The sequence below is a fragment of the Streptomyces scabichelini genome, assembly GCF_011045015.1.
Classification (GTDB): domain Bacteria; phylum Actinomycetota; class Actinomycetes; order Streptomycetales; family Streptomycetaceae; genus Streptomyces; species Streptomyces scabichelini.
In genome coordinates this window covers 1-13,688 of the sequence record NZ_JAAKZY010000043.1, presented here as the reverse complement: position 1 = coordinate 13,688, position 13,688 = coordinate 1, and the positions used below count along the sequence as shown (strand labels likewise).

Genomic DNA, 13,688 nt, shown 5'->3' with positions numbered 1-13,688 from the left:
CTCCCCGCGTGTCCCCACCCACGGACCGAACCCACCCCGTCCGCACCTGTAAGAGGGAAATGGGTAAATTCTAACTAAAGCCACAAAAGGGACAATTAGAGTATTTCCTATTCTATAGGTGCTGTCCAAGACGGGCAACTGCCCTGAACCAGCGCACCTGATAGCCGTCCAGGTTGACGGTTCGCCCGTCGATCTTCGCCTTGAGGGGCCGGTCCAGAGTGTTGACGACAAGCATCACCTTGTCGTTGGCGAGGACCCGTACCTTCGGTGCGTCGTCGGGTGCCACGTCGACCGATCGGTACGTGGTACCGGGTGGGAACTCCTTGTCGAACCGGCGTATCAGGTCCAGCACGGGCAGTGCGTGACCGCCGGTGCCATCGGTGAGTTCGGTGCTGCGCCACAGGCAGCGGGCGCACGGCTCACCACGGTTCTGCGGGTTCCAGTAGAAGCCCGTGGTGGCGCCGCCCTTGACCATGGCGATCAACCCGGCGGCCTGCAAGGCCCGGTGGAGTGACTCGCTCCCATGGTCGCGGTCGCCGTTGTCTCCCCGTTCGATGTGGTACTCGGCCCACCACAGCGGTGCGGAAGTCCGTTGCCGCACCCACCGGCCGACGGCGGTGAACTTGTCGGTGGCTCGGAACTCGTCGGGCGGCGCTGTGCCGTTGCGTGTGTAGCTGGTGCCGTCGACGACGACGAAGTCGGCTCCGGCCTTGTGCCGGTTCCAGTAGTCGAAGGCATTGAGGACGCGCTGGTCGATGCTGCCCCATGGGCCCCTCAGGTCAGAGGCGTTCATCGTGTGGCGGGGCGGATAGCTGTCCATGGTCAAGTACGGCCCGCCCACCAGGTTCTCCTCGTTCACCTTCTTCAGGGCCCGGTGGACCCGGTTGTAGAGCGCGGTGTATCCCTCGTGGTTCCAGCGGTTCTTCGACTCGTCGAAGAAACCCTTGAACTCGTTCCAGACGATGAAGTGCCGTACATCCGGGTAGCGTTCGGCGACGGTCGCGGCGAGAGCGGCGAAGTCGTCGTAGTGATCGGGGCTCGGGGCTGTTTCCAGGCGCGACCAGGCCGTGCGGCCCGGCGTGCCGCCCTTCATCCAGTCCGGGGCGCAGCACAGGGTGATGACGGGTGTGCCGCCGGTCTGTCTGATGAGGTCCATACGACGGTCCAAGGCCGAGAAATCGTAGCGGCCGGGCGAGGGCTCGGGGTTGCCCGCGCCCCAGCCCATGACGTGCTGGTTCTGCGGGAGCGACTGGGCGGAGAGGGCCTTCCGTGCAGTTTTGACGGCGGCGGAGTCGCCCACGTCGGCGCTGTACTGGGTGTGAGTGAGCCCCCAGCCGAGCGAAGAGTCGGACGGTCCGGCGACGGGGGCGGGCGTGCAGGCGAGGACGAGTGCGAGCACTGTGGCGACGATCCCCAGGTGTGCCACGGCACCGCGCGTGCTGATCGCCGACCGCCCCTCCCGGTCGGTCGACTCCGCCCCGTCGATGTCAGACATGTGCCCGGGATGCCTTCCGTATCAGTCGGCGGGACCCGCGGACCAGGGCGTAGCTCTTCGTCAGTGCGCGGTCCCCGGCGAAGGTGCGGGCCATGGCCCTTCCTTCCACCAGTCGTGCGAACTCCTCGCATCCGGTGCTGCGCCGCATCGTCACCCGCCGCAGCGAAAAGGGGCCTTGGCGTGGGCTGGCCAGAGCGTTGCCCACCGCCACAGCCTGGGCGAAGCCGGCCGCGCGTACCGCCTGCCGCACCCGGCGGTCGGAGTAGCCGTACGGGTAGGCGAAGGAGGCGGGTGGGGAGCCGAGCTGCTCGGTGATGATCTCTTTACAGCGCCCCACCTCCCACCGCAGCGCACCGGCGGGAATCTGGTCCAGTTGTGGGTGGCTGTGGCTGTGCCCGCCGATCTCGGCACCCTCCGCGGCGAGTTCGCGCACCTCGTCCCAGCCGAGCATGGTGTCAAGGGCGGCGCCGTCGATCTCGTACGGGCCGCGAAGCCAGCCCGTGGTGACGAACACGGTTGCAGCGAATCCGAATTCGCGGAGAACGCGCAGAGCGTACCGATGGACCCCCCGGTACCCGTCGTCGAAAGTGATCAGCACCGGTCGGCGCGGCAGCGGCAGTTCACCGCGCCAGGTGGCCGCGAGCCGGGCTGTCGTCAGCGCGGTGTATCCGCGCGCGGCGAGCAGCCGCATCTGGTCGGCGAACGCGTCCGGAGAGACGGACAGTGCTCGAATCGATGACGCCGGCGCGTGCGCGACCGAGTGGTACATCAGGATGGGCACGGGGCGAGTCACCGGAATCACCGGAAGCTCCCTTGTGACAGGGGATCGTTCTGAGCCGTGCCGGTCGTGGACGGCACGTCCGCGACGCGGAAGGAGGAGCCGTTGCTGCGGGCTCGGAAGGTACCGACCGCGTATCCCGTTGCCGCGGCCACCACCCCGGTCACGATGGCTCCCGCGCGGCCGGCGCCTCCCCGGCGCCCCAGTAGTGCGTCACGCAGCCCGCCCGCCACCCCGGCCGGCAGCACTCGTGCGGTGTAGTGGCGTTCGGACTTCAGGCCCCTGCCCACGCCCACGCATCGAGTGACCTGAGCCTTCGACAATCCCTCGGCGTAGGCACGGTCACGAAAGTAACTGAAGCGCTCCCTGGCGGCGGGGACCTTGTGGTGGATGACCGCACGATCGTCGAAGAGCAGTACCGCCTCCGGCCTGGCCCGTGTCAGCCGGATGCAGAACTCGGTCTCCTCGCAACCCAACGGACGTTTGTCGCCGTCGCGTCCGATGCCGGTGGCGAAGCCGCCCACCGCGTCGAAGGCCGTCCGACGGTAGGAGGCGTTTCCGCCCAGCACATTGCGGACCGGTGCCCGTCCCTGAGGCAGCCCCTTGTACGCGCAGCCGACAACCCAGTCGAACTCCGCGGGGAACCAGGCGGGACGATGCCCGGAGGCCCATGACGGCACAGTGCGGCCGCCCACAGCCATCACCAGCGGATCGGTGTAGGCCGACGCCATGTGCCGCAGCCAGTCCCGTTCCGCCACCGCGTCATCGTCGAGGAAGGCGACGATGGTGCCCCGCGACGCGGCGATCCCGGTGTTCCGGCCCGCGGACAGGCCCCGAGGGCCCGTGTTGGCAAGCACCCGGACCAGCGGACCGGGAGGCCCGACGGCCTCGTACTCCTCGTACTCCTCGTACTCCTCGTACTCCTCGTATTTCTCGTGTTTCTTGTATTCCTTGTACTCATGGTCGAGCCGGTCGAGCAGTTCCAGGTTGTGGTCGACGACGAGCAGTATTTCCAGGGCGGGCCGGGACTGTTCACGTACCGAGTGCACCGCGGCGAGGATGTCCTCCCAGCGGTCCTCCGTGTACACGCAGATCACTACGGAGATGTGGGTTCGCGGCACGACCTTCTCCTTGTCCGGCTGAGGAACGGGGCGTGGACGTTTATGAAGGTTCTCCAGACCTCTGAGCAGCCAATGCGACCGCCGGATCAGGAGGTAGCAGGCCAGCAGGCACTCGGCCACAAGCCAGGCAACGCCTGCTCCGGCGAGACCGAGTACCGGCAGCAAAGCACTCGTCAGGCCGAGCACCAGTACGCAGAGCGTCAACTGCACCCCGACGACCAAGCGCAGTCGGCGACGCACGCGTGCCACATCGACGGCCAGGCTCACCAGGGTGTTCGGTAGCGCCGACAGGGCCAGCAACCGCAGCAGCGTGGTGCTCTGTTCTGCGTACTCCGCCCCGAAGAGGGAGAGCAGTGTGGGCGCGACGATGATGACCGTTGCGGCGCCGAAAGCCATCGCCAGTGCCGAGTGGCGCAGAACCCGAAACGCGTGTTCCGTCAGCTGCCGGGGGTTGCGCGCCGATTCCACGATCAGGGAGCTCCCCATGTTGGTCACCAGCATGTAGGGGATGACGCCTACGGACCAGGCGATCAAGAAATAGGCGCTGTATGCCGCACCCAGACTGTTGAGTACAAGAAGGGGCACCAAGCTGTACGCGGCCACACGGAACAGCGAGCCGACGTAGTCCGCGGCCGCGTATCCGACCAGGCGGGGCGGGCGTCCTGCATCCGGGGCCTCCTTCTCATGGCGAGGCACCGCCCGCTTCAACAGGAAGAAGTTGGCCACCAGGAGAGCCACCACGAGGGCGCCCGCCCAGGAGATCAAGATGCCTGCGAAGAGTGTCAGGGCGGCACCCACTGCAAGAAGAACGATCTTCACAATGGCGAATATCAAGTTCTCCGCCACGACCCAGCCAGGGTTTCGCACCCCGGTCAGGGCGCCGTCCTGCAGGACGAAGATGGCGTAACCGGCGGTGTACGTCACGAAGAAGACGGCGGTCACCGGGGTGAGGAGGAAGTCCAGGCCAGGGGCGATGACGGGTACCAGCAAGAGGAATGCGGCGGCGGCCAGCACGCTGCACACAATGCTGGCGGCATAGCAGGTGAGCACCAGTTTGCGGGTGTGACGCCCGGTGGACGGTATGAAGCGCACTAGGAAGTCGGAAAGGTTGAGCTGGCCGATAGTCGCCAGGAGTGTGGCTGCGGATACGGTGGCGAAGTTGAGGCCCACAGTCCTTGCGCCGTACCAGTGCGTGGCGAACACCCAGAAAAAGGCTCCCAGGGCGGTGTTCACGAGGGAGCTGACGGCGAGGAGGTGTCCGTTGCGCAGCAATGGCTCACGGGGCAGTGCTGCGGCCACCCTCGCCCGTACCGCTGCGGTGAGGGGGTGTCCGGCGGCATGGAGCGAGGGTCCGGCCGCGGTTCCCGCCGTATCGTCGGGCGGAGGAGCTCGGCGTGTTTGCACGGCTTTCCCTCAATCCATGCATGTTTACGACGTATAGATACATCTTAGGTCGGGTGTCCGATTAGTCAAGAAATGGCCGCAAAGTATGGGGTGTGGCTGCCGGGGCATGCGTTGACCAGGTTGACGTGTCAGTCGTCGCTTGCCGCCGGGCGGACGGCGTTCTTCGCTCGGGGCAGGGCAGGTGCCAGTGCCGCGACCGAGCTGAGAACCGCGAGGACGAGCAGAGCCCGGGTGGGGGCGAATGCGTGGCTCAGGAAGAGTGCCTCCGCGACCAGAGCCGAGAGCGAAAGGCTGATGGCCCCGGTGAGAACGGCGGCTTCCAGGACGGCCGCCCGACCGGCCCCGGAGGTGAACGCTCCTCCGGTGAACCACAGGGTGACGGCCAGCCCCGGACAGGTGAGGAGGAACGCGACGGTCACGAACACCCGAAGCGGGAACGACGCCGGAAGAGCGCTCGTGGCAAGGGCAACCCACCCGGATGCGGCGATGGTCCATCGCAGCCGAGTCATCCTGGCTTTCCTCCCGTCCTACGGTCGAACCGGTAGACCACCGCGTCCTGGTTGCGGTAAACCTCTGTGAAATTCGGTGCCTTGGACAGCGCCGAATTGAGTCGCCTGATGAAGTCGGCAGGCATATCACCGTTCAGGTACACCGCCGCCCGCTGCGCACGGTTGAGAAGCACGTACGCAGGTCTGCCCTGTGCTTTCGCCACCAGCGGTTCCATGCCCCTCAGCGGGTCCTTCACCAGAAGTCGCCTGGTCGCCAAGTCCTGATCGACGATCTGCAGGTTCTCGTGCCGGTCGTAGTACATCTCAAGGCCGGGAGCTGCGAAGGTGACTGAAATGATCAGCGATCCGCGTGGGGTCTTTGTCGTCGCGAATCGGGTTGCGGCGGCCTCCTGGGTGGTGAAGTGGTTTTCCTCCTCCTTGCTGTAGTAGCCGAACACCAGGCTGCCGAGCATGGCCAGCAGCAGGAGGTAGACAGCGGGCATCCATGCCGGCAGGCCTCCGCCGGGCGGCAACAGCAGGGCGGCGGCCAGAAAGGCGGCGGCAGGCAGTGCGAACAAGTAGGCCCGGAAGACCATCTCCCCTCCGTAGGCGTTGACAAGCACCGGCACAAGGGGAGCGAGCACGAGCAGGGGCAGCGGAGTGCGACGGGTCCAGGAACGCAGCGCAAAGGCCATTGCGGCCAGCAGGAGTACGCCCCCTGTCAGGCCGCGCTCGATCCAGGCCACCATGACCTGGCTCGGGGCGGCGTTGGCCAGCCTGCTCACACCGGACCAGATGTTGGCCTCGGGCCGCGTGAGTTCGCTGATGAGGTTGTTCAGGTTCTCGGACACATACGGTCTTGCCACGCTCGCGTTCCAGGCGAGAGTGAGCACGAGCGCCCCAGTCAGTGCCGGCAGCGCCACACGTCGGTTGCGCCGTGGCAGTGAGAGCAGCAGCAGGGCACTGATCAGCATGACCGGCGTGAGCTGGTGGGAGGAGGCGATCGCGGCTTCGATCACCAGCAGAAGGGCCAGCCGGGCCGGCGGCCAGCCGCGACGCGCCACGTCCGGGCTCTGAGGGCTGGATGACGGCAGTTGCCTCAGGACGAGGGCAATCACACTCGCGAAGAGAAGGAAGGCGAAGGCCTGCGGTGCGAAGTAGTCCTGCGCCACCCATGAACAGGAGTAGTAGATCCAGACGGCTCCCCAGACCAGTCTCCGGTCGTTCGTGACCGACCGGTAGATCAGCAGGAGCGGACCGAGCAGCAGTACGTTCGCGAGCGGCTGGGCCCACATCGCATAACCCAAGGGCGACTCCAGTCCGGTGGCCCTCAGGAGCAGCGCGTTGAGTTGGAAGAAGCCCGGCCACTGGTTGTAGATGTCGAAGCCTCCCGCAATCGGCACTCGGCCGTCGTGCCGGACCATCGCGTCGATGACGGCCACGTGCTTCCACGCCCACGCGTAACGGAGCTCCGGGTAGAGCAGCGAAGGTGTGGCATGGATGATCGCGATCAGCACCATCACGTATGCCGCGAAGAAGCCGTGAGTGGTCCGCCGGTCGCCGGCGGCGATGCAGAAACCAAGCGTGAGGAGGGCGAGCGCGACCCAGAAGAATGCCGGCAGCACCTGCAGCAGCCCGAGATCCGCCATTTGATCGAGGCGCACATCTCGGAGTGAGAGCAGCCACAGCGTGACCGTGGCAGGCAGTACGCCGATTGCCGTCCAGGTGCCGGAGCCCGCCCGCCGTAGCCGGGACCAGCCGGGCAGGAGGGACTGGGAAAGTGGACCGGGCGCGGTGTCTTGCCGGGTCCCGCTCCCGGTACGTGGTGACGTGGCGTGAACCTCCGCTTCGACCTTTCCGGGACCTGCGGGATCGCGCCGCCTGTTCACTGATGACTCCGGCCGAATTTCCTCGCTGGGTACAGCGCTTTCTCGTAGGGGGTGGTCAAGGTTCGCGCATGATTCATGGCCAGGCTTCCGGGTGACGGAACGGCAGATTTGGCCGGATGACGACAGCGTGTGCTGTCCGCAGAGGAAATGCCCAAGACGCGTTGGGGGTTCAGCGGTCAACCGGCGGCGGGGTCAGCTCATAGTCCATCACAGGCCGTGTGCCGCAGCCACTCGACGTGTAACCGTTCTCTGTGTCCCGCAGCAGGGGGCGACCACCTCGACCGGAGCATCGTTCGGGGCGAGCAGGCATTGGCCGGTGGAATTCATTGGCTGCTCCGTCCGGCCTGCGCTGACCGTGCTCCCGGTCGCTCGGCAAGGAGCGTGCGCAGTACCCGACGGCCGTCGGAAATGGCATGCAGGTTGGAGCGTCCGCTGCGGCGGGGAAGCTCGAGGCTGGGAACCTCGGCGATCCGCAGTCCGGAGCACAATGCGTGCGCGACCATCTCGGTCTCAATCTCGAAACCGGAGGAATGCAGGTCGAGGTCGTCCAGGAAATTGCGGCGGAACGCGCAGAACCCGTAGCACAGGTCCGTCATTGATGTCTGGTACAGGCGGTTCACGGCAGTCAGCAGGACATGGTTGCCCAGCCGCCTGAAACGTGTGATGTCGAGCGAGCCGCCCCCGGCGATGAACCGCGATCCCTTCACGAAGTCGTACCCGTTTTCCAGGAAGTGCAGGAAGTGCGGGATCTCCGTGGGTGCCATGCTGCCGTCCGCGTCCATCATCACGATGTAGTCGCCGGTGGCGGACATGAAGCCGGTGCGCAGTGCGTTTCCCTTACCCGGGCCGCTCTGCGGGACGCTGCGGACGGTGGGCAGACAGTGCCTGGCCATGTGCACCGTGGCATCGCTGGAGTCGCCGTCGACCAGGATGACCTCGTCGACGCAGTCAGGAATCTGCTCGAAGACCCACGGGATGTTGCGTGCCTCGTTCCGGGCGGGCACGACCAGGCTGACGGTGGCCCGGTGCGGAGGGCGGTCCTCGGCCCGCCGCATGGGGCGGGCGGGCGGATCGGTGGCCCGACGGCCTTGGTGCACGGCGGAGCCACGGCCTTGGTGCACGGCGGACCCGTTGAGCTCCGGCCGGGGGGTGGAGGTGGGAAGTTCCGGGGTTCGGAAAGCATCGTTCATGGGGCTGTTGTCTTCCGGAAATCGATGCGGTGTGTCCAGGGCTGCCGTGTGCGGCCGGCTCCGTGCCGTGTGAGCCAAGCCTCAGTTGTCGCAGTGACGGCGCCCGCCGACTGCGCGTACATCTGCCGGGACTCGGCCGAGGGCCTGCAAGCGCCTGTTACAGACGCCCTATGCATACGATGTATACGTACATATTCGCCCCATATGTCCGCAGCAGTCAAGGGCCCGTGAAGTGGTGAGCCGTGGGGATGCCGGGCTTCTCGAGGCGGCTTACGCCCCGCAGGGCACTCGTTTGACCCCGTCGCACCCCAGGGACAAAGTGGGATATACCGTGCAGAAGTCCAAAGGTCGTGAAGGCCCGTTCCAGCGCATCGTTCAGCGCGTCCCGCGGAGGCGCCCGCCGCCCTCCGGCGGAGGGAGCGTCACGGCCACAGCCCGCGCGCCGGGGCCGACGACGGGCGGTCGGTCCCGCCTCAGCCGATCCCGACCCGGTCTGCCTCATCTCCGTCTGATGGCGGTCTATGTCCTGTGCGTCATACCGCCCACCGTCGTCTACCTCACCGTGCCGTCCTGGCACATCACGACGTGGGCCCTGATCGGTCTCTTCTCGGTCGCCGCCATTCTCGTGGGCGTCCACCGAAACCGACCCACCCACCGCTGGCCCTGGCTCCTCCTGGCCGCCGCCAACCTCACCTTCACCGCCGGGGACACCGCCTACAACATTCTGGAATCCGCCTTCGACGAGCCGAACCCGTTCCCCTCGCTGGCGGACGTCTTCTATCTGTCCACGTATCCATTGTTCGCCGCCGGGATCTTCGGCATCATTCACTTCCGCTGCCCGGCCCGCGACCGCGCCGGGCTGCTGGACGCGCTGATCCTCACCTCGGGCCTCGCGCTGCTCTCCTGGGTGCATCTGATCAACCCGGTGGCACAGGCCGAGGGGCTCACCTGGCTGGAACGGGCGATCTCGGTGGCCTATCCGCTGGGCGATGTGCTGATCCTGGCCATGCTCGTACGCCTGCTCACCCTCGGCGGCATCCGCGAACGCTCGGTGCAGCTGATGACGGTCGGGACGATCGGCATCCTCGTGTCCGACGTGCTGTACGGAGTACTCCAGTTGCAGGGCACCTGGCAGGTCGGCACACCCATGGACCTGGGCTGGGTGGTCTTCTTCACCGCCTGGGGTCTGGCGGCCCTGCACCCGTCCATGGTGCGGCTGACCGAGCCGTTGCCCGAGCCCCGACCCGGCATCGCCATGTGGCGGCTCGTCGCCCTCGCCGGCGCCTCACTGGTCGCGCCCGCCATGCTGCTGGCCCAGTCCCTGCGCGGACATGCCCATGACGTCGCGGTCACCGCGGTCTTCGCCGGAGCGATGTTCCTGCTCGTGCTGGCCCGGCTGTGGGGTCTGGTCGACGAACACCGCAAGGCCGTCGCACGGGAACGAAGCCTGCGCTTGGCCGCGGTGTCGCTGGTCGCGGCCGTCAGCCCCGAGGAAGTGGCCCACGCCGTAAGGACGGCGGCAGCCACCCTGTTCCGACCGGAGACCGCCCACGAAGCGGTACTGCTGGTATTCGACACGAGCCGGTCCTCCCTGCAGCCCATTGCCGCTCCGGGGTGTCCCGGCGAGTGGCGCCTCGACGGCGGCCCGCACGGCGAGAGCCCGTACGAGTTGCTGTCGCGAGGCACCCACCTGACCGATGCCGGCGATCTCGGCCCAGACGCCGCCGCCGCTCTCCCGCCGTCCTCCGCCGCGCTGCTGTGCCCACTGGGACTCGAGGCGTCAAGCGCGCCGGAGCCGCTGATCGGCGCGCTGCTCCTGGCAGGTCCCGTGAAGAGACTCCAGGAGATGTCGGGACCGGCCGAGTCGCTGGCCGCCCAGGCCGCGCTGGCGCTGGCCCGCGTCGGACTCAACGAGGAGATCAACCGCCGCAAGAGCGAGGAGTACTTCCGCACCCTCGTCCACAACACCTCCGACGTCATCCTGATCGTCGACGACGACAACACCGTCCGTTACGCCAGCCCGTCGGCGTACGACATGTTCGGGTGTGACCTGCGCGGGGGTATTCCGCTTGCCCGGCTGGTGGCCGAGGGGGACCACGAGCGCGCCCTGCGCACGCTGGGCCGCGCCCGGGGCGGGGACGGTCTGGACCTCCGCGACGACTGGCAGGTCGTGCGGGGTGAGGACGGATGCCTCGACGTCGAGGTCCGGTGCAGGAACCTGCGCCATGAGCAGACCGTGCACGGCGTCGTCCTCACCCTGCGGGACGTGACCGAGCAACGCCAGCTCGAACGCGAACTCGTCCACCGGGCCTTCCACGACTCGCTGACCGGACTGCCCAACCGGGTACTGCTGCTGGAGCGCCTGGAGCGCGCCCTGCTGCGCGGCCGCCGGGACGCCGCCCTCACCTGCGTGCTCTTCGTCGACCTCGACGACTTCAAGGTCGTCAACGACATGATGGGCCACTCGGTCGGCGACGAACTTCTGGTCGCCGTCGCGCGACGGCTGACGGCGGCGCTGCGGCTCAGCGACACCGCGGCCCGCCTGGGCGGCGACGAGTTCGCCATCCTCATGGAGGGCGCCAGGGAACCGGCCGACGCCGAGGCGCTCGCCGCGGAGATCGTAAGGGCCCTGGCCCGCCCCTTCGGCCTCGTCACCGGATCCACCAGCGTCTCCGCCTGCGTCGGTGTGGCGACCGCGCGGCCGGGCGACGAGGCCGAGGACCTCCTCGGCCATGCCGACCTCGCCCTCTACGCGGCCAAGACCGCGGGCAAGCGGCAATGGCAGCGCTACCGTCCCGACCTGCACTCCGGCATGGCCGAACGCCACGAACTGCGGGCCGGTCTGGACAACGCGATCACCCAAGAGGCCTTCGCACTGCGTTACCAGCCGATCGTGGAGATCGTCACCGGCGCCGTCGTCGGATTCGAGGCGCTGATCCGCTGGCCGCACAGCAGACGCGGACTGGTGCCGCCGGACCAGTTCATCAACCTGGCCGAGGAGACCGGGCACATCATGCCGCTCGGAGCCTGGGTGCTGGAGCGCGCCGCCTCCGACGTCGCCCGCTGGCAGCGCCTGCGGCCGAGGCCGGAACCCCTCCACCTCAACGTCAACGTGTCCGCCCGTCAGTTCCGGGACACCGGATTCGTTGACCAGGTGCGCCAGGTCCTCGCCCGCTCCGGTCTGGCCCCGGGATCGCTGGTCCTGGAGCTCACCGAATCGGTACTGGTGCGGCGCGACGAACAGATCCGGACCGCCATGCGCACGCTGAAGGATCTCGGAGTCTCCCTCGCCATCGACGACTTCGGCACCGGATTCTCCTCGCTCAGCTATATGCGCGAGTTCCCCATCGACGTACTCAAGGTGGACAAGTCCTTCATCGACGACATCATCACCGACGGCCAGCAGGTCGCCTTGGTCGAGGGCATCGTGCGCATCGCCGATGTGCTCGGACTCCAGGTGACCGCCGAAGGCATCGAGAACGACGGGCAGCGCGATCTGCTCGGTGCCATGGGCTGCCGCTACGGCCAGGGCTACCTGTTCGCCCGGCCGATGACCGCGGCCGAGGCACAGCGCTTCCTGCTGGTGAGCCAGGAACGACAGCTCTCCGTAGGGCGCTCCGGTCATTCCCCGGACACGCCGCGCGAGAGCCGCCGCCGCTCCCAGCCCGAGACCGTGGCCCGTCGGACACAGCACTGGGACGAACTCGCGCGGCTGCGCAGAAGCAGCCGGATGTGCGACGCCGTGATCGACGAGGTACGCGGCCGGCGCGTCCGCAGCGGTGACCACTGGCTCGCCGACTTCGCCTCCTGCAACTACCTGGGCTTCGACCTCGAGCCCGAGATCATGGACGCCATCGCGCCCCATGTCCGCCGCTGGGGCACCCATCCCAGCTGGTCCCGGATGATCGGCAACCCCCGCCTGTATCCACAGATCGAGGCACGGCTGGCCGAGCTGCTGGGCGCCCCCGACGTGCTCCTCCTCCCGACGATCACATTGATCCACGCATCGGTGATCCCCGTGCTCGCGGCCGGGCGAAGCGGCGGTGGCCATGTCTTCGTCGAGGCGCGGGCCCACCGCACCATGTACGACGGCTGCATGGTGGCCCACGAACAGGGAGCGACGGTGCGTCGCTTCCACGCGAAGCATCCCGACGAGCTGACGCGGCTGCTGCGCGCGGCGCCCCTCAGTGCCCCCAGGCTGGTCTGCCTCGACGGCGTCAACAGCATGACCGGCAACCTCCCCGATCTGCCGGATCTGCTCCGCGTCTGCCGTGCCGAGGGTGCCCTGCTCTACGTCGACGACGCTCACGGATTCGGAGTGATCGGGGAACGCGGCGCCACCGAGACCTCCCCGTACGGTATGCGCGGCAACTGCGTAGTCCGGCACTTCGGTGAGTCGTACGACGATGTCGTGCTGGTCGGTGGCTTCTCCAAGGCGTACTCGTCCCTGCTGGCGTTCGTCACTGCGCCACCCGCCCTCAAGGCGCATCTGAAGGTCGCCGCCGGCCCCTACCTGTACTCCGGGCCCTCCCCGACAGCCTCGCTCGCCACCGCGCTCGCGGGGCTCGACGTCAACGAGCGCCGGGGCGACGCCATCCGGGCCGACCTGCACCGCAAGACGTCACGGGTCCTGGACCATGTGCGCGGCCTGGGCCTCGCCACCCCGAACACCGACGGGCTGCCCATCATCGAGATCCCGATTGCCGACAGCGCCGACCTCACGGCTGTCGGCGAGTATCTGTGGGACCACGGCATCTACGTCACGCTCGCCGCCTATCCGCTGGTGCCGCGTGAGGAGGTCGGTTTCCGGATCCAGGTCACCGCGCGGAACACCGATGACGAGATCGACCGTCTCAACGCCGTACTGACCGGAGTGGCCGAACAGTTCCCCGTCAGACGGACCGCCACGGCCGAGGGGTCACCATGGCCGTGACGGCACACGGACGCGGGACACCCATGTCCTCCACGCACCGGCGCAACGCGGACGCCGACTGGGACCACTGGCCCGTGGACGCCTACCTCGAGGAGAACTACCGCAGGATCCACCCCTCGGACGCGGCCGTCATCCGGCACCACGCGGACCTGTACCGGAGGCTGGCGCCGGGAAGCATCGCACGCTCCCTGGAGTGCGGCGCCGGACCCAACCTGTACCCCCTCATGCAGGCCGCGGCGGCCAGCCGCAGCATCGACGCAGTCGAGCCCGCCGCGAGCAACATCACCTATCTCACCCGGCAGTTGCGCGACGGCCCGGACCCGCACTGGGCGGCCTTCTACGCCTTGTGCCGATACCTCGACCCCGCCCTGCCCGCCCGGCTCTCCGCCG

General features: G+C 67.7%; 7 protein-coding genes and 1 pseudogene. 2 read left to right on the top strand and 6 right to left on the bottom strand.

The features are described 5' to 3' along the window. Positions 1 to 112: 112 nt before the first annotated feature. The 6 genes from G5C60_RS15975 to G5C60_RS15950 form a co-directional block, all read right to left on the bottom strand. Positions 113 to 1,495, bottom strand: coding sequence for a GH39 family glycosyl hydrolase (locus G5C60_RS15975; RefSeq protein ID WP_165259640.1), 1,383 nt, complete (start codon positions 1,493 to 1,495; stop codon positions 113 to 115). Beyond that, the gene (locus tag G5C60_RS15970; RefSeq protein WP_165259704.1) at positions 1,488 to 2,264 is read right to left on the bottom strand and encodes a polysaccharide deacetylase family protein; all 777 of its coding nucleotides are present in this window, start codon (positions 2,262 to 2,264) and stop codon (positions 1,488 to 1,490) included. The genes G5C60_RS15975 and G5C60_RS15970 overlap by 8 nt, the downstream gene beginning before the upstream one ends. 29 nt (positions 2,265 to 2,293) lie before the next feature. After that, on the bottom strand, positions 2,294 to 3,394 hold the full coding sequence (locus G5C60_RS15965) for a glycosyltransferase family 2 protein (protein ID WP_338145833.1): 1,101 nt from the start codon (positions 3,392 to 3,394) through the stop codon (positions 2,294 to 2,296). Between the two features lie 1,532 nt (positions 3,395 to 4,926). Then, the gene (locus tag G5C60_RS15960; RefSeq protein WP_165259638.1) at positions 4,927 to 5,307 is read right to left on the bottom strand and encodes a hypothetical protein; all 381 of its coding nucleotides are present in this window, start codon (positions 5,305 to 5,307) and stop codon (positions 4,927 to 4,929) included. Beyond that, positions 5,304 to 7,355, bottom strand: a complete 2,052-nt coding sequence (locus G5C60_RS15955) for a glycosyltransferase (RefSeq protein ID WP_206439584.1) — start codon at positions 7,353 to 7,355, stop codon at positions 5,304 to 5,306. The genes G5C60_RS15960 and G5C60_RS15955 overlap by 4 nt, the downstream gene beginning before the upstream one ends. Positions 7,356 to 7,498: 143 nt before the next feature. Then, a complete protein-coding gene (locus G5C60_RS15950; RefSeq protein WP_165259700.1) occupies positions 7,499 to 8,230 on the bottom strand; it encodes a glycosyltransferase family 2 protein in 732 nt (243 codons plus the stop codon). A 646-nt stretch (positions 8,231 to 8,876) separates the two neighbouring features. On the opposite strand from G5C60_RS15950, the gene G5C60_RS15945 reads away from it, so the two are divergent. Continuing rightward, the gene (locus G5C60_RS15945; RefSeq protein ID WP_165259636.1) at positions 8,877 to 13,298 is read left to right on the top strand and encodes an aminotransferase class I/II-fold pyridoxal phosphate-dependent enzyme; all 4,422 of its coding nucleotides are present in this window, start codon (positions 8,877 to 8,879) and stop codon (positions 13,296 to 13,298) included. A gap of 23 nt (positions 13,299 to 13,321) precedes the next feature. Further along, positions 13,322 to 13,688, top strand: a pseudogene (locus G5C60_RS15940) (class I SAM-dependent methyltransferase); the annotation flags it as partial.

Bases quoted from the DNA above. Each gene is read 5' to 3' on its own strand.
- G5C60_RS15975 (WP_165259640.1), bottom strand. From the start codon at position 1,495: ATGTCTGACATCGACGGGGCGGAGTCGACCGACCGGGAGGGGCGGTCG.
- G5C60_RS15970 (WP_165259704.1), bottom strand. From the start codon at position 2,264: ATGTACCACTCGGTCGCGCACGCGCCGGCGTCATCGATTCGAGCACTG.
- G5C60_RS15960 (WP_165259638.1), bottom strand. From the start codon at position 5,307: ATGACTCGGCTGCGATGGACCATCGCCGCATCCGGGTGGGTTGCCCTT.
- G5C60_RS15950 (WP_165259700.1), bottom strand. From the start codon at position 8,230: ATGCGGCGGGCCGAGGACCGCCCTCCGCACCGGGCCACCGTCAGCCTG.
- G5C60_RS15945 (WP_165259636.1), top strand. From the start codon at position 8,877: ATGGCGGTCTATGTCCTGTGCGTCATACCGCCCACCGTCGTCTACCTC.